A 16,553-nucleotide genomic window follows, 5' to 3' on the forward strand; every position below is an offset into this window, starting at 1 on the left:
GACGCGAGCACCCCCGAAGGTGACCCTCCGTGGCCTGATCGGGTCACTCCCTCTTCCCGCATCACGCTCCGTGCGGGACGCTCGCAAGTGGCGACACCCTGACGAGGAGGCACCAAGTGGTCGACGCGGATCAGACATTCGTCATCGTCGGAGGCGGACTGGCCGGCGCGAAGGCGGCCGAGACGCTCCGGGCGGAGGGCTTCACCGGCCGCGTGATACTGATCTGCGACGAACGCGACCACCCCTACGAGCGTCCGCCCCTGTCCAAGGGCTACCTCCTCGGCAAGGAGGAACGCGACAGCGTCTTCGTGCACGAACCCGCCTGGTACGCGGCCCACGACATCGAGCTGCACCTCGGCCAGACCGTCGACGCCGTCGACCGCACGGCCAAGACGGTCCGCTTCGGCGAGGACGGCACCGTCGTCCGCTACGACAAGCTGCTCCTGGCGACCGGCGCCGAGCCCCGCCGCCTGGACATCCCGGGCACCGACCTGGCCGGCGTGCACCACCTGCGCCGCCTCGCCCACGCCGAGCGCCTCAAACACGTCCTGACCAACCTCGGCCGGGACAACGGCCACCTCGTCATCGCCGGAGCCGGCTGGATCGGCCTGGAGGTCGCGGCGGCGGCACGCGAGTACGGGGCCGAGGTCACGGTCGTCGAGCACGGGCCGACCCCCCTGCACGGCGTGCTGGGCCCGGAGCTGGGCGGGCTCTTCGCCGACCTGCACCGCGAGCACGGGGTGCGGTTCCACTTCGGCAGGCGGCTGACGGAGATCGTCGGCCAGGACGGCATGGTCCTCGCGGCCCGCACCGACGACGGCGAGGAGCACCCGGCGCACGACGTGCTCGCGGCGATCGGCGCGGCCCCGCGCACCCACCTCGCGGAGGCGGCGGGCCTGGAGATCGCCGACCGGGCCCACGGCGGCGGCATCGTCGTCGACGAGCGGCTGCGCACCTCCGACCCGGACGTCTACGCGGCCGGCGACGTCGTCTCCTTCCCGCACCCCCTCTTCGGCACGCGGGTCCGCGTCGAACACTGGGCCAATGCCCTGAACGGCGGACCGGCGGCCGCGCGCTCCATGCTGGGCCGGGAGGTGACGTACGACCGGGTGCCCTACTTCTTCTCCGACCAGTACGACCTGGGGATGGAGTACTCCGGCTGGGCGCCCGCGGGCGCTTACGACCAGGTGGTGATCCGCGGGGACGCCGGGAAACGCGAGTTCATCGCGTTCTGGGTGAAGGACGGCCGGGTGCTGGCCGGGATGAACGTGAACGTGTGGGACGTCACGGACAAGATCCAGCGCCTGATCCGCTCCAGGGCGAGGGTGAACACGGAGTCCCTGGCGGACCCGCATGTGCCGCTGGAGAGCCTCGCACCGTAGCTGTCACACCACCCCCGCGCTGTGATTCCCGGGGGGCGCCCCCCGGACCCCCGGCCGGAAAGCCGTCTCGCCTCCGGGGGTGTCAGTTCGGCCCCGTAGAATCACCTCGTGGCAGGACGGATCAACGACGAGGACGTGAAGGCGGTACGGGACGCGGTCCCGATCGACGCCGTGGTGTCCGAGTACCTCCAGCTGCGCAACGCGGGCGGCGGAAACCTCAAGGGCCTCTGCCCGTTCCACGACGAGAAGTCCCCGTCCTTCCAGGTCAGCCCGAGCAAGGGGTTCTTCCACTGCTTCGGCTGCCAGGAGGGCGGCGACACCATCACGTTCGTGATGAAGATCGACCACCTCTCCTTCTCGGAGGCGGTCGAGCGCCTGGCCGGCCAGGCGGGCATCACCCTGCGCTACGAGGAGGGCGGCTACAACCCCTCCCACCAGCGCGGCGAGCGGATCCGCCTGGTCGAGGCCCACAAGATCGCCGCCGACTGGTACGTGGAACAGCTCGCCACCAGCCCGGAGGCCGACGCCGGCCGCCAGTTCCTCGCCGATCGCGGCTTCGACCAGGCCGCCGCCCAGCACTTCTCCGTCGGCTACAGCCCCCAGGGCTGGGACCATCTCACGCGCTACCTGCGCGGCAAGGGCTTCACCGACAAGGAGCTGCTGCTCTCCGGCCTCTCCCAGGAGGGCCGCCGCGGCCCCATCGACCGCTTCCGCGGACGCCTGATGTGGCCCATCCGCGACATCGGCGGTGACGTCGTCGGCTTCGGCGCCCGCAAGCTCTACGAGGCCGACAACGGCCCCAAATACCTCAACACGCCCGACACGGCGATCTACAAGAAGTCCCAGGTCCTCTACGGCATCGACCTGGCGAAGAAGGACATCGCCAAGGCCTCCCGCGCGGTCGTCGTCGAGGGCTACACCGACGTCATGGCCTGCCACCTCGCCGGCGTGACGACCGCCATCGCCACCTGCGGCACCGCTTTCGGCGGCGAGCACATCAAGATCCTCCGCCGGCTGCTCATGGACAACGGCTCGGCCCGGGTCATCTTCACCTTCGACGGCGACGCCGCCGGACAGAAGGCCGCCCTGCGTGCCTTCGAGGACGACCAGAAGTTCGCCGCCGAGACGTACATCGCCATCGCCCCGGACGGCATGGACCCCTGCGACCTGCGCCTCGCCAAGGGCGACGAGGCCGTCGCCGACCTCGTCGAGCCCCGCACCCCCCTCTTCGAGTTCGCGCTGCGCCAGATCGTGAGCCGCTACGACCTCGACACCCCGGCGGGCCGCGCCTCCGCCCTGGACGAGGCCGCCCCGATCGTCGCCCGCATCAAGAACAGCGGCGCCCAGCACGAGGTCGCCGTCCAGCTCGCCGGCATGCTCGGCATCCTCGACACCCAGTTCGTGGTCAAGCGCGTGGCCCAGCTGGCCCGCTGGGCCCGCGACCGCGGCGGCAAGGGCCCCGCCCCGGAGAGGCACCACCAGGGGCAGCAGTACGCCGGCCCGCCCCGGCCCGCCACCCCACGGGGCCCGGCCCTCAACCTCCGCAACCCCGTCTTCGCCACCGAGCGGGAGCTCCTCAAACTCGCCCTGCAGCGCCCCGAGCTGGTCTCCCCGGCCTTCGACGCCTACGGCGTGGACGAGTTCACCGCCCCGCCCTACGCCGCCGTACGCCAGGCCATCCAGGACGCGGGCGGCGCCGAACCGGGCGTCGCCGACCCCCAGGACTATCTGGTCAGGGTCCGCGAGGCCGCCCCGGACGACGCGGTCCGCGCGATGGTGACGGAGCTCGCCGTCGAGGCGATCCTGCTGCACAAGGGCGTGAAGGGGGCCGACGAGGTGTACGCGGGCGCCCAGTTGGTGACGGTCCGCCGCCGGGCCGTGGAGCGCCGCATCCGCGACATCACGGGCCGGCTCACCCGCCTCGGAACCCACGGCGACCCGGCCGAGCTCGCCGCCGTGCAGAACGAACTGTGGGTCCTCCAGCAGTACGACCAGACCCTCCGCGAGCACGGCGCCGCCGCGCTCTGACACCGGTCAGGCCCCGGCCCCCTCGAAGGTCGGCGTCACCGCGCGCACCAGCCGCTCGGCGAACTCCCGCTCGTCGTACCTGAACCGCGGGTACTCGGTGACGAAGTGGTTCCACTCCACGTAGCCGACCGCCTCCACCACGTCCTCCAGGAGGACCTTCTCGCGGTACGGGTACGGCCACTCGCCCGACAGCCGGAACACCTCGTGCAGCAGCTCGTAGCGCAACGGGTAGCGCTCGGCCAGCAGGACGGCGTCGTACAGATCCTTGCCCTGGGCGTGCGCGTCGTTGATCACCCACATCAGCTTCCACGCCAGCGACAGCTCCGGCGTCGCGGCCTGGACGAGCGCACCGTCCGGCAGCTCGACCGGCTCGGGTTCCTCGGGCAGCCGCTCGTTGAAGACGAAGTCCAGCTGGACGTGGCCGCCGGGCAGGCCGGGTGCGCCCCAGGGGAGCACCATGCGCCGGCCGGGCACGCGGTCGTACGTCCAGATGTCCTCGACGACCGCGCCGCGCGCCGAGATGCCGACCCCGGGCCCCCGCGCCTCGGCCAGCTCCTGCGCCGCCGCCGCGATCCCGGCCAGCATCCGGTCCGTCCGGCCGTCCTCCATCCGCCAGGTGTGCGGAACCACGACGAAGTCCAGGTCACCGGGCTCGCGCGCGGCCTCCCCGCACCACGCGGACATCAGCACGCTGCCCCGCAGCACCAGTGAGTCCACCCATGGCGAGCCGCTGATCGCGGCCGGCACCAGATGCAGCGCCTGCCGGCGGGCCGCCCGCCACGCCTCGCCCCGCGTCGGGTCGGCGAAGGCCGGGTCGGTGGCGCGATAGGCGTTGTGGAGGTGCTTCAGGGCGGGGTCGAAGACCGGGCGCTGCACCACGTCGTCCCCCGGCACCGGACGCAGCGTCTTCGGCAGGTGTCCCTCCCGGCGGGTGGCGTCGTCCAGCGGCTCCCGTGGGATCTCCGTGTTCGCCCATCCGAAGCCCTGCCACGACTGTTTCATCCCGATACCCCCACCGGCTCACCGAGCCATCCCTCGTCCACCGACACATCACTGTCGTGCAGCACGAACTCCCGCTCCACACCGAGCACTTCGCAGTCATTCAGCTCGGTCAGCAGCCGCTCCACTGCCCGGCCCGCGCCCTCGGCGTCCACCGCGTGGCAGCGCTGGGTCACGAACCGCTCGTGGTGCTCGCCCCGCACCCGCCGGGCGTTCCACGACAGATGGGCGCCGTGCGGCACGACGCGCGCCGCGAGAGCCGCCAGGTCCGTGTCCCCGGTGAGCCGCAGCTTCACATGGTGCTCGAAGTAGCGCCCGTCGTCGCAGGGCCGGCGCGGTACCTCCGGTGCCCAGGGCGACGACTCGATCTTCACGCGCACCGGATCAAAACCGTCCGCCCGCAAACGCGCGGCCACCTCCCGTACGCGCGCCGATTCGCGGGCGTACGACGGTGAACCGGACAGGGTGATCATCGGCTGGTCGCGCATCCGGCCCCTGGCCAGCACGATGTGCGTGAGCTTGAACCCGCCCGCCGCCGCCCAGCGGCGCAGCCGGGCGAGCTCGGCGGGCCCGGCGCAGCGGACCGTCACATGCGACTCGTACGGGTAACGGGACATCGGCCGATCGTCGCAGACCAGTGGCATATGAGGCATCTGGGTTTCCCACGAGGGGCGACCGCGCGGTCACGGACCGGAAACAAAAAGTCATCGCACGCCCCTCGTGGCGACGATGTGTCTTACCCCACACTGGGTTCCGGTGCCTGAGTCCTCGGAGCGCGGCCGATCCGTCACCCACGGGTCCCAGACCCCCGCGGTTCCGCTCATCGCGTACGGGACGGAAAGCGGCGAGGCCGACTCCGCCCCCGAAGTACCGCTGCCGCCCTCCTTGGCAGCGATCATCCTGGAGGTCGCCCCCGTGCAGACCCAGACCCTCACCCAGACCGACGCCGGTGCCGCCCCCGGCGCCGACGGTGCCGCGCCGGACGCGGAGGCCGACGCCCTGTCAGGGGTCCCGGCGCAGAGCCGCGCCGTGCACCACCCCGAGGCGGAACCGGAGCCGGAGGAGCCGCCCGCCGAGGCCGTCGAGGCGGCCGAGCCCCCCGAGGCCGTCGAACCCCCGCCGGTCCGCACCGAGACCGGCAGCCCCTCCTCGGACCTGTTCCGCCAGTACCTGCGGGAGATCGGCCGCATCCCCCTGCTCACCGCCGCCGAGGAAGTCGAACTCGCCCGTCGTGTCGAGGCCGGACTGTTCGCGGAGGAGAAGCTGCGGCTCACCCCCGACCTGGACAGCCAGCTCGCCCTCGACCTGGACCGGCTCGTCGTCATGGGCCGCATGGCCAAGCGCCGGCTGATCGAGGCGAACCTGCGCCTGGTCGTCTCGGTCGCCAAGCGCTACGTCGGCCGCGGCCTGACGATGCTCGACCTCGTCCAGGAGGGCAACCTCGGCCTGATCAGGGCGGTCGAGAAGTTCGACTACGCCCGCGGCTACAAGTTCTCCACGTACGCGACCTGGTGGATCCGCCAGGCCATGTCCCGCGCCCTGGCCGACCAGGCCCGCACGATACGGGTCCCGGTCCATGTCGTGGAGCTCATCAACCGGGTCGTCCGCGTCCAGCGCCGCATGCTCCAGGAGCGGGGCTACGAGCCGACGCCCGAGGAGGTCGCGGCGCACCTGGACCTGCAGCCGGAGCGGGTCAGCGAGGTCCTGCGCCTCGCCCAGGAGCCGGTGTCGCTGCACGCGCCCGTCGGCGAGGAGGACGACGTCGCCCTCGGCGACCTCATCGAGGACGGCGACGCGGCCTCTCCGGTGGAGTCGGCCGCGTTCCTGCTGCTCAGGGAGCACCTGGAGGCGGTCCTGTCGACCCTGGGGGAGCGGGAGCGGAAGGTGGTCCAACTCCGCTACGGGCTGGCGGACGGACGCCCGCGCACCCTGGAGGAGATCGGCCGCATCTTCGGCGTGACCAGGGAACGGATACGGCAGATCGAGTCCAAGACCCTCAACAAGCTGCGGGATCACGCCTTCGCGGATCAGCTGCGGGGCTATCTGGACTGATGCCGAGTGCGGGGCCGGTGGGGGCGGATCGCGCAGTTCCCCGCGCCCCTTGGCCACGTGCGGCTGACGCCCCTTCAAAGGCTCGCGGAAACCACTTCCCTTGAGGGCGCGGGGACATGCGCCCCGCCAGGGGCGCGGGGAACTGCGCGACCAGCCCCCGGCCGGCCCGCAGCCGCACGCGCCCCTTGGCCACGTGCGGCTGACGCCCCTTCAGAGGCTCGCGGAAACCGCTTGCCTTGAGGGCGCGGGGACGTGCGCCCCGCAAGGGGCGCGGGGAACTGCGAGACCAGCTCCCGCCGGCCCCGCAGCCGCCCCACGACACCACCCGGCACCCCGGATCGCGACTCAGTCCACCTCGGCCACCGCCTGCGCGAACTGCGCCTTGTACAGCCGCGCGTAGGCCCCGTCCGCCGCCAGCAGATCCTCGTGCGCGCCCTGCTCGACGATCGACCCGTTCTCCATCACCAGGATCGTGTCCGCGTCACGGATCGTGGACAGCCGGTGGGCGATGACGAACGACGTCCGCCCATGCGCCAGTTTCGCCATCGCCTTCTGGATCAGAACCTCCGTACGCGTGTCGACCGAGCTCGTCGCCTCGTCCAGCACCAGGATCACCGGGTCGGACAGGAACGCCCGCGCGATGGTGATCAGCTGCTTCTCACCGGCACTGACGCCGGTGCCCTCGTCGTCGATCACGGTGTCGTACCCGTCCGGCAGCGTCCGCACGAACCGGTCCGCGTGCGCCGCCCGGGCCGCCTCCTCGATCTCCCCGCGGGTGACCTTCCGGGAGGCGCCGTACGCGATGTTCTCCGCGATCGTGCCGCCGAACAGCCAGGTGTCCTGCAGCACCATCCCGATCCCGGCCCGCAGTTCGTCCCGCGACATCCGCGCGATGTCGACCCCGTCGAGGGTGATGCGCCCGCCGGTGACGTCGTAGAACCGCATCAGCAGATTCACCAGCGTCGTCTTGCCGGCGCCGGTCGGGCCGACGATGGCGACCGTGTGCCCCGGCTCGACCTTCAGCGACAGGTCCTCGATGAGCGGCTTGTCGGGGTCGTAGCGGAACGACACGTGCTCCAGCGCCACCTGCCCGCGCAGCTCCTCGGGACGCACACCCGGCACCGGGTCCGCCTCCTGCTCCTCCGCGTCGAGCAGCTCGAAGACCCGCTCCGCCGAGGCGACACCCGACTGCACCAGGTTCGCCATGGACGCGACCTGCGTCAGCGGCATGGAGAACTGCCGCGAGTACTGGATGAACGCCTGCACGTCACCGATCGACAGCGAGCCCGAGGCGACCCGCAGCCCGCCCACGACCGCCACCAGCACGTAGTTCAGGTTCGACACGAACATCATCAGCGGCTGCATGACCCCGCTGTTGAACTGCGCCTTGAACCCCGCCTCGTACAGCGCGTCGTTCTGCTCGGCGAACTGCTGCGCCGACTCCTCCTGCCGCCCGAACACCTTCACCAGGGCGTGCCCGGTGTACATCTCCTCGATGTGCGCGTTGAGCTTGCCCGTCGAGCGCCACTGCTGCACGAAGTGCGGCTGCGACCGCTTGCCGATGCGTGTGGCCACGACGAACGACAGCGGCACGGTCACCAGCGCGACCAGCGCCAGGATCCAGGAGACGTAGAACATCATCGCGAGCACACCGATGATGGTCAGCACCGAGTTGATGAGCTGCCCCATCGACTGCTGGAGGGTCTGCCCGATGTTGTCGATGTCGTTCGTCGCCCGGGACAGCACCTCACCGCGCTGGCGCTGGTCGAAATAGGACAGCGGCAGCCGCGACAGCTTCGTCTGGACGTCCTCGCGCATCCGGAACATGGTCCGGTTCACGGCCCGGTTCACCAGCCGTGTCGCCACCGCCATCAGCAGTCCGGCCACCGTGAACACGCCCAGCGCGAGCAGCAGCACATGCCCGACGGCCGTGAAGTCGATGCCCTCACCGGGGGTGAAGTCGGTACTGCGCAGCATGTCGGCGACGTCACCGTCCCCGCGCTGCCGCATGGAGTCGAGGACCTGCTCCTTGCTCGCCCCCTCCGGCATGCCCCGGCCGACGATGCCGGCGAAGACCAGGTCGGTCGCCTTGCCGAGGATCTTCGGCCCGACGACGTTCAGGCCGACGCTGAGCACCACGCACAGCAGCAGCACGTAGATGGTGACCCGCTCCGGCCGGAACCGCGCGACGAGCCGTTTGCCCGATCCCTTGAAGTCCAGCGAGCGCTGGTCGGGGCCGCCCCCGGCCATCATCCGCCCCATGGGCCCCGCCATCAGGCAGCCTCCGCTTCCGTGAGCTGGGAGAGCACGATCTCCCGGTAGGTCTCGTTGTCCGCCATCAGCTCGTGGTGCCGGCCGGTGCCGACGACCCGGCCCTCGTCGAGGACGACGATCCGGTCGGCGTCCCGGATGGTCGCCACCCGCTGCGCGACGATCACCACGGTCGCCTCGGAGGTTTCCTGCGTGAGCGCGGCCCGCAGCGCGGCGTCCGTGGCGTAGTCGAGCGCGGAGAAGGAGTCGTCGAAGAGGTAGATCTCGGGCCGCTGCACCAGCGTCCGGGCGATCGCGAGCCGCTGGCGCTGACCACCGGAGACGTTCGTCCCGCCCTGCGAGATCGGCGAGTCGAGACCACCCTCCAGCCGCTCCACGAAGTCCTTGGCCTGCGCCACCTCCAGCGCGTGCCACAGCTCCTCGTCGGTGGCGTCCGGGTTGCCGTAGCGGAGGTTGGTCGCCACCGTCCCCGCGAACAGATACGGCTTCTGCGGCACCATCCCGACGGTCTTCGCGAGCAGCTGCGGATCGATCTCCGCCACCTCGACCCCGTCGACGAGCACCTGCCCCTCGGTCGCGTCGAACAGCCGCGGCACCAGCCCGAGCAGCGTGGACTTGCCGCTGCCGGTCGAGCCGATGACGGCGGTCGTCTCACCCGGCCGGGCCACCAGGTCCACGGCCCGCAGCACCGGCTCCTCGGCACCCGGATAGCGGAAGCCCGCCCCGCGCAGCTCCAGATGCCCGTGCCGGCGCAGCTCCCGCACCGGCGCCGACGGCGGCACCACGCTGGAGGAGGTGTCCAGCACCTCGCTGATGCGCTCGGCGCACACCTCCGCGCGCGGCACCATCATGAACATGAAGGTGGCCATCATCACGGCCATGACGATCTGCATCAGATAGGCCAGGAACGCCGTCAGATCACCGATCTGCATGCCGCCGCTGTCGATCCGGTGCGCCCCGAACCACACCACGGCGATCGACGACAGGTTCACCACCGTCATGACGATCGGGAACATCAGCGCGAGCAGGTTGCCGGTGCCCAGCGCGAAGTCGGTGAGATCGGTGTTGGCCTTCCGGAAGCGCTGCTGCTCGTACTCGTCCCGGACGAAGGCGCGGATCACACGGTTGCCGGTGATCTGCTCGCGCAGCACCTGGTTCACCGAGTCCAGCCGCTCCTGCATCGACCGGAACAGCGGCCGCAGCCGCCGCACGATCAGCGTCACGCAGATGCCCAGCACCGGCACGACCGCCACCAGCACCCCGGACAGCGGCACATCGAGACCGAGCGCGAGCACGATGCCGCCCACGCACATGATCGGCGCCGACACCAGCAGTGTGAACGTCATCAGCGCCAGCATCTGCACCTGCTGGACGTCGTTCGTCGTCCGGGTGATCAGCGACGGCGCCCCGAAGTGACCGACCTCACGCGCGGAGAACGACTGCACCCGGTCGAACACGGACGCCCGCAGGTCGCGCCCCAGTGCCGAGGCCGTACGGGCGCCGTAGTACACGGCGCCGATGTTGCACACGACCTGGACCAGCGAGATGCCGATCATCAGGCCGCCGTAGCCCACGATGTAGCCCGTGTCGCCGTTCACGACACCCTGGTCGATGATGTCGGCGTTCAGCGTGGGCAGGTAGAGCGTGGCGCAGGTCTGCAGGAACTGCAGCAGCACCAGGAGAGCGATGGGTCTCTTGTAGGGCCTGAGATAGGTCCGCAGAAGTCGTATGAGCACGCTGCTTCTCTCGGAGTGGACGACGGGGCCGAGTGGTTGCCCCTGGCCCCTATCGTCGAACACTCCACCCGCGTTACCTCAACCGAATTAACCCAACGGGCGGTCAAAGCCTTCAGAGGGCACCGGGATGCGTCTGTTCCCGCACCGCCACGAACTGCTGCCGCACCGCCTGCCCCACGGCCAGCTCGTCCCCGGGCTCCAGCACCTGCGCCACCGCGCCCTGCCAGGCCGGCGGGTTGCGCACGTCGAGCGTGCCCTGCGAGGTGCCCAGCGCCCAGGCCGCCTGGCGGGCTGCGCCGATCGCCGCGTAGTCCGCGGGCTGCGGCACCACGACCTGGGTCCCGAACAGCATGGGCGCCGCGGCCTGCACGGCGGGCAGTTCGGCGGCCGGCCCGAGCAGGAACACCCGCCGCACCTCCACACCCCGGCCGCGCAGCACGTCCAGCGCGTCCGCGAGCCCGCACAGCATCCCCTCGAACGCGGCCCGCGCCAGGTGCTCCGCCTTCATCGACTCGCGCCTGAGCCCGGCGAGCGTCCCGGCGGTGTGCGGCAGGTTCGGCGTCCGCTCGCCCTCCAGGTAGGGCAGCAGCACCAGCCCGTGCGACCCCGGCGTCGACTTCATCGCCAGGTCGGACAGGCTCTCGAGATCCGGCAGTCCCAGCAGCTCGGCGGCCCCGCGCAGCGTCCGTACGGCGTTCAGCGTGGTCACGACGGGCAGGTGCATGCCGGTCGCGTCCGCCAGCGCGGTGATCATCCCGGACCCGTCGACCAGCGCCTCGGGATGCACGGCCATCACCGACCCGGACGCGCCGAGCGACACCACCGCGTCGCCGAGGCCGATGCCCAGCCCGAACGCCGCCGCCATGGTCTCGCCGGTCCCCACGGAGATCAGCAGCCCCTCCGGCGTCGTACCGGCCGCGTCCGCCGGGCCGATCACCTCCGGCAGCATCACCTGGTGGCCGAGCGCCAGCTCCACGAGGTCGGGCCGGTAGCCACCGGTGGCCGCCGACCAGTAACCGGTGCCGGACGCGCCGCCCCGGTCGGTGGTTCTCCTGACCGGCCGGCCCAGCAGCTGCCACACCAGCCAGTCGTGCGCCTGGAGGAGGATCGCGGTGCGCTGCGCGTTCTCCGGCTCGGTGCGGGTCAGCCAGCGCAGCTTCGTGATCGGCTGGGCGGCCTGCGGCACACAGCCCACCGCCTGCGCCCACGCCTCGCGCCCGCCGAGCGCGTCGATCAGATCGGCCGCGGCGACCTGCGTCCGCTTGTCACCGCCGACCATCGCCGGCCGCACGGTGTTGCCCTGCGCGTCCAGCGGCACGACGGCGTTCTGCTGCGCCGAGACGCCGATCGCCTGCACGCCCTCCAGCAGCCCGCCGCCCGCGGCCTCGCCCAGGGAGAGCAGCCAGGCCTGCGGGTCGACGTCCGACGGCCGGCCGCCGCCCTCGGGGCTCTCCACCGGATGCGGCGCATATCCCTGCCTGAGCACGGCTCCGGAGTCCGTGTCACAGACGACGATACGAGTGAAATCGGGTGAACTGTCCAACCCGGCGACTATCCCCATGGCCAAAATTCTGCCGTACCGCTGCGCTGGCTGGAGCCGTGGGCGCCGCGGGGGTGTCGCCGGGTTTCGGGTGCGGGCCTCGTCGTGGCTGGTCGCGCAGTTCCCCGCGCCCCTTGAAGGACGTCGTCGATCCCGGCATCGAGGAGATCAGGTATTACTCGTGCCCCAGTCGTCCTCGCCGCCGTTGTGGGTGGCTCGGTCGCGCAGATGACGGACGCGGTCCGCCACCGAGTCGGGGACCCGGTCGCCGACCTTGTCGCTCACCACGTGGTACGCCTTGCCCGCGAACTCACGGCCCTGGTGGGCCGCCGTCTCCGCGGTGTTGCGCACGGCGGGGTTCTGCGCGAACTGCCGGGCTGATTTCTTCAACTGCTCGTAGCGCTCGCGTCCGGCCCTCGTGCCCAGCACGTAACCCAGGACGACTCCGGCGACGAACGTGAGCCGGTAACGCATGGCGGCCACCCTTTCCTTGCGTAGGTCTCCGGTGCGGCGACGGCGCCGGGGAGTACCGATTGGCAAAGCACCCCCCTGCTTGCGCTAATGTATGTGTCGCAGCGAGCGCGCGCCCCCTGGCGGATACCCAGGTGGGTGCGTTCGATGCAAACGAGACCTTCCTCGGTAGCTCAATTGGCAGAGCAGCCGGCTGTTAACCGGCAGGTTACTGGTTCGAGTCCAGTCCGAGGAGCTCGGTCCTCCGTAGCTCAATTGGCAGAGCAGCCGGCTGTTAACCGGCAGGTTACTGGTTCGAGTCCAGTCGGGGGAGCAGGTCGGAAAGGGACCCCTCGCAGGGGTCCTTTTTCATGTCCGTCTCCCTGTCCCGGGAACCGCGCGGCACCCGGCGCAGTCCTCAAGGTCACGTAGGCCGTGCGAAGCCGCCCAGCCGAAGCAGGAGATCGTATGAGCGGCTATGCTGCGGCAGACGGCGCGCACACATGTACGCGACACGCCGCTATGGGGCGGTAGCTCAGCCGGTTAGAGCAGCGGACTCATAATCCGTCGGCCGTGGGTTCGAGTCCCACCCGCCCCACCTGTGCAGGGCCCTGACCTGCGGAAACGTTCATTTTGTCCTGTAGGGGCGTCAACTTTGCCTGAACGGACTGAATGCGCTGCTTGTGAGTTTGGAGCCTGGCGGCGTTCGGGGGAGATCCAACCCGTCTGACCTGCGGCTGAGTTAATGATCGAGGGTGCCGCTCGCGGTCGGGGTGACTGCTCTGAGGGCCGATGCCGAGACTCAGGGGCCGTACAGGGGCCGGGACGGTGCAGACGTGTCCAGGCCGACGGTGTTTCGGGGTCGATTCGTGTCCCATTTGATGGTTGCGTGGCTGGGGCAGCCACCCACAGGGCGGACAGTCGAGTACCGGGCCGACGGCGAAGGCAGTGCTGATACCGGCGCGGCGGGTGCGCGGACGCGGTAGGGCGACGTCGGCTGCCGTCTGTGCTGTGGAGAACCTGTCGCTGCTGAGGAAGTGTCCCGGCGATGGCCGAGAGGAAAGGAAACGGCCCGAAGGGGAAACGGCCCCGATGGGTTGCTCGACCCTCTCGGCTGGCCTCGCGCCACAGTCGCTCTCCTGGAGAACTCCTGGCTGTCAGGAACCGCTGCCACCGCAGCAGGTTCCGTGGTTCTGCCAGTTCAGGTGAAGGCCGGCTGGAGTCGGCCCGGCAGGTCCCATTCCGGGTGCGGCAGGAATGTACGGCGATCTGTCAGAGCGGTCCTCCCACTCACCGGTTGGGCCCCGCCCGGGCGGCCGGACCGGCATGCGGGCTGGTCACCGGTGCTGCGCCGTGACCAGCTCGTCGGTGTACCGGCTGATGGTTTCCTCGGCGGTGGGGGCGGGGCCGAACAGCTGCTCCTGGCGGCGGGGGTCGGCGACGTAGCGGCCGCTGTCGAACCAGCTGAACATCGCGGCCATGTCCTTGACCAGGGGCATGAAGCGACCGGTGATGGCTCCTGCGGCGCGGGCGATGACGGAGGGGACGGCCCGTACCTTGATCTCCTTTCCGGCCCGGTTGCCCATCAGGTCGGCCATCTCGCGCATGCTGACCGGACGGTCCCAGCCGATGTCGATGCGCTCACCGTTGTCCGCGTCGGCGTCGACGGCGGCCGACAGGTACGCCGCGAGGTCGGAGGTGTGGACGAAGGTCAGCGGGACGGTGGTCTTGCCGATCCACGTCAGGCGGCCCTTGTCGATCGGGTTGCCCGCCATGGTCGCGATCTGGTCGAGGAAGGCCCCCGGGCGCAGTGCGACGAAGGGGACGCCGAGCTGTTCGAGCTTGTCCTCGGCGATCTTCTTGTGCCAGAAGTGCGGGACCTGGGGCGTCTGGTCGCTGGTGAGGATGCTGGTCAGGACGAACCGCCGGATGCCGGCGCGGTGGGCGGCCTCAGCGAGGTTGGCGTTGCCGACGGTGTCGATGTCGTGCGCGTTCTTGCCGCCGCGGGTGTAGCCGGCGGCTGTGGTGATCACGGCATCGGCGCCGTTCATGGCGGCGACGAGCGAGTCGAGGTCGAGCATGTCGCCGCGGGCGATCTCGACACCCTTGCTTTCCAGCTTGCTCGCGTCGGTGGTCGGCCGGACCAGGGCGCGGACGTTCTTGCCGCGCCCCAGCAGTTCGTCGACGACCTTGCCCCCGAGGGAGCCGGTCGCGCCGACGACGAGGACGGGGAGGGTGGTGGCCACGGGGGGTCCCACTTTCCATCAGGTGAGTGGTGGGGGGATTGGGCGGGCAGGGCAGTGGCGGCCGCGGGCATGGGCGCCGTCGGCCTGCAGGAGCTTGTGGAGGGCGAAGGTGCCCTGGGACGCGGGTGAGGCGGCCGTCCTCGATGTGCGGCCGACCGGCGACGAGGTAGGGCTCGCCGGCCCCGCGGGGTGTTGCCCGGCCACCGAACGGGTTCCGTCCTGATGAGCGGGAGGGTCCGCACTCCAGGCCGGAACCGGGGTGCAGGCCGAGGGGAGTTACTCGGATTCTTCCTGCGGAACAGCGCGGTCGTTGATCGCGTCGGCGATGACGTAGGCCGTGTGGACGAAGGACTCCGCCTCCTGCGCCGACAGGTTCAGCGCGGAGGTCTCCTCCAGGGCCCGCCACATGGCCGTCAGAGGCTCGCGCATCGCCCGGCCCTTGTCGGTGAGGTGGACGACCATGACACGCCGGTCGTGTGCGGCCGGCTCGCGCACGAGCAGACCGGCGTCCTGCATGCGGCGCAGGGACTTGGAGACGGTGGAGTGGTCCAGGCCGACGCTCTCGAGCAGTTCGGACTGGGTCTGGCCGTCCCGGTCGAGGAGTTGCATGAGCAGCAGCTCCTGTCCGGGGTGCAGGTCCATCTCGCGGAGCATGGCGGCGGCGCGGGCGCGGTGGGCGCGGGCGAGCTGGAAGATCGCGTAGCTCATCGGTCCCTCGCTGGCCGTGGAGGGGATGCGGTGTGTGGCGGGCATGCGGTTCCTCAGACGGTGTGGGTGGGGTAGTCGGTGTAGCCGGCCACTCCGCCGCCGTAGAAGGTCGCCGGGTCGGGGGTGTTCAGCGGCGCGTCAGAGCGTAGCCGCTCGACGAGGTCCGGGTTGGCGAGCGCGAGGGCACCGACGGAGACGAGGTCGGCCGTGCCGTTGTCGACGTCCTTGGCGCGGGTGGGCAGGTCGGTGCCGGCCCGGTTGAGGATCAGCGTGGTCGGCCACAGCGTGCGCAGGGTGCCCAGCAGCTCCTCGTCGCCCGCGTGCATCACGTGGAGGTAGGCGAGACCGAGCGGGCTCAGGGCGCGCAGGAGTGTTGGATACAGCTCGGCGGTGTCGGACTCGGCGATGTCGTTGTAGGGGTTGCCGGGGGAGATGCGCAGGCCGGTGCGGTCGGCGCCGATCTCGTCGGCCACGGCGGCGGCGACCTCGACGGCGAAGCGGATGCGGTTGTCGAGGGAGCCGCCGTAGCTGTCGGTGCGCTGGTTGGTGTTGTCGGACAGAAACTGGTGCACCAGGTAGCCGTTGGCGCCGTGGATCTCCACGCCGTCGGCGCCTGCCGCGATGGAGGCCGCCGCGGCGCGGCGGAAGTCGTCGACGGTCTCCGCGACCTCCTGCGTCGACAGAGGACGGGGCGTCGGCATCTTTTGGGGCCCGGACATGGTGAACATCGCGCCCTGCGGCTGGATCGCCGAAGGGGCGACGGGCTGACGGCCGTGCGGGGTGTTGTCGGGGTGGGCGATACGTCCGGTGTGCATCAGCTGGATGACGATCCGGCCGTCGGCCTCGTGCACGGCGTCGGTGACCTTGCGCCACCCGGCGATCTGCTCGTCATTGTGGATGCCGGGGGTGAGGAGGTAGCCCTGACCGTCGGCGGAGGGCTGGGTGCCCTCGGTGATGATGAGCGCGTGCGAGGCCCGCTGGGCGTAGTACTCGGCGTTCAGCTCGGTCGGTACGCCTTCGGGCGTGGAGCGGTCGCGGGTCATGGGGGCCATGACCAGGCGGTGCGGGAGGGAGATGTCCCCGACGGTGGTCGGTGTCCACAGGGCGTTCAGCATGAGGGTTCCTTCGGTGCGGTGATGAC

12 protein-coding genes and 3 tRNA genes are annotated in these 16,553 nt (G+C 70.7%); 6 read left to right on the forward strand and 9 right to left on the reverse strand.

Annotation, left to right across the window (positions count from 1 at the left end; all coding sequences use genetic code 11):
• Positions 1-116: 116 nt before the first annotated feature.
• Together FDO69_RS17250 and dnaG are read left to right on the forward strand one after the other, a co-directional pair.
• Positions 117-1,382: an NAD(P)/FAD-dependent oxidoreductase gene (locus FDO69_RS17250; protein WP_104780715.1), complete on the forward strand. Its 1,266-nt coding sequence runs from the start codon at positions 117-119 to the stop codon at positions 1,380-1,382.
• A gap of 108 nt (positions 1,383-1,490) precedes the next feature.
• Positions 1,491-3,410, forward strand: coding sequence for a DNA primase (dnaG, locus tag FDO69_RS17255; RefSeq protein WP_104780716.1), 1,920 nt, complete (start codon positions 1,491-1,493; stop codon positions 3,408-3,410).
• Between the two features lie 6 nt (positions 3,411-3,416).
• Here dnaG and FDO69_RS17260 read toward each other — a convergent pair whose 3' ends face one another.
• Complete coding sequence (locus tag FDO69_RS17260; RefSeq protein WP_104780717.1) at positions 3,417-4,412, reverse strand: nucleotidyl transferase AbiEii/AbiGii toxin family protein; 996 nt, start codon at positions 4,410-4,412, stop codon at positions 3,417-3,419.
• The gene (locus FDO69_RS17265) at positions 4,409-5,026 is read right to left on the reverse strand and encodes a hypothetical protein (protein ID WP_167526625.1); all 618 of its coding nucleotides are present in this window, start codon (positions 5,024-5,026) and stop codon (positions 4,409-4,411) included. Before FDO69_RS17265 ends, FDO69_RS17260 begins: the two co-directional genes overlap by 4 nt.
• Positions 5,027-5,165: 139 nt before the next feature.
• On the opposite strand from FDO69_RS17265, the gene FDO69_RS17270 reads away from it, so the two are divergent.
• The gene (locus FDO69_RS17270; protein ID WP_104780719.1) at positions 5,166-6,461 is read left to right on the forward strand and encodes an RNA polymerase sigma factor; all 1,296 of its coding nucleotides are present in this window, start codon (positions 5,166-5,168) and stop codon (positions 6,459-6,461) included.
• A gap of 345 nt (positions 6,462-6,806) precedes the next feature.
• Here FDO69_RS17270 and FDO69_RS17275 read toward each other — a convergent pair whose 3' ends face one another.
• From FDO69_RS17275 to FDO69_RS17290, 4 genes are all read right to left on the reverse strand, one after another.
• Positions 6,807-8,735 carry an ABC transporter ATP-binding protein gene (locus FDO69_RS17275; protein ID WP_104780720.1) on the reverse strand — a complete coding sequence of 643 codons (1,929 nt, stop codon included), beginning with the start codon at positions 8,733-8,735 and terminating at the stop codon, positions 6,807-6,809.
• Positions 8,735-10,468: an ABC transporter ATP-binding protein gene (locus tag FDO69_RS17280; RefSeq protein ID WP_104780721.1), complete on the reverse strand. Its 1,734-nt coding sequence runs from the start codon at positions 10,466-10,468 to the stop codon at positions 8,735-8,737. The genes FDO69_RS17275 and FDO69_RS17280 overlap by 1 nt, the downstream gene beginning before the upstream one ends.
• A gap of 112 nt (positions 10,469-10,580) precedes the next feature.
• Positions 10,581-12,029: a xylulokinase gene (locus FDO69_RS17285; protein ID WP_104780722.1), complete on the reverse strand. Its 1,449-nt coding sequence runs from the start codon at positions 12,027-12,029 to the stop codon at positions 10,581-10,583.
• A 147-nt stretch (positions 12,030-12,176) separates the two neighbouring features.
• Positions 12,177-12,482, reverse strand: coding sequence for a YtxH domain-containing protein (locus tag FDO69_RS17290; RefSeq protein ID WP_104780832.1), 306 nt, complete (start codon positions 12,480-12,482; stop codon positions 12,177-12,179).
• Positions 12,483-12,641: 159 nt separating this feature from the next.
• Here FDO69_RS17290 and FDO69_RS17295 point away from each other — a divergent pair.
• The 3 genes from FDO69_RS17295 (at position 12,642) to FDO69_RS17305 (ending at position 13,056) form a co-directional block, all read left to right on the forward strand.
• Positions 12,642-12,714: transfer RNA gene (locus FDO69_RS17295), tRNA-Asn, on the forward strand.
• Between the two features lie 5 nt (positions 12,715-12,719).
• Positions 12,720-12,792: transfer RNA gene (locus FDO69_RS17300), tRNA-Asn, on the forward strand.
• Positions 12,793-12,982: 190 nt separating this feature from the next.
• Positions 12,983-13,056 (forward strand) — tRNA-Ile (locus FDO69_RS17305).
• A gap of 739 nt (positions 13,057-13,795) precedes the next feature.
• Here FDO69_RS17305 and FDO69_RS17310 read toward each other — a convergent pair.
• The 3 genes from FDO69_RS17310 to FDO69_RS17320 form a co-directional block, all read right to left on the reverse strand.
• Positions 13,796-14,704: an SDR family oxidoreductase gene (locus FDO69_RS17310; RefSeq protein WP_104780723.1), complete on the reverse strand. Its 909-nt coding sequence runs from the start codon at positions 14,702-14,704 to the stop codon at positions 13,796-13,798.
• Positions 14,705-14,980: 276 nt separating this feature from the next.
• Entirely contained in the window at positions 14,981-15,457 is a 477-nt protein-coding gene (locus FDO69_RS17315; protein WP_104780724.1) for a MarR family winged helix-turn-helix transcriptional regulator, read from the reverse strand.
• Between the two features lie 8 nt (positions 15,458-15,465).
• On the reverse strand, positions 15,466-16,527 hold the full coding sequence (locus FDO69_RS17320; protein ID WP_104780725.1) for an alkene reductase: 1,062 nt from the start codon (positions 16,525-16,527) through the stop codon (positions 15,466-15,468).
• Positions 16,528-16,553 lie beyond the last annotated feature (26 nt).

This window comes from Streptomyces tibetensis (genome assembly GCF_007655005.1).
GTDB classification, from domain to species: Bacteria; Actinomycetota; Actinomycetes; order Streptomycetales; family Streptomycetaceae; genus Streptomyces; species Streptomyces tibetensis.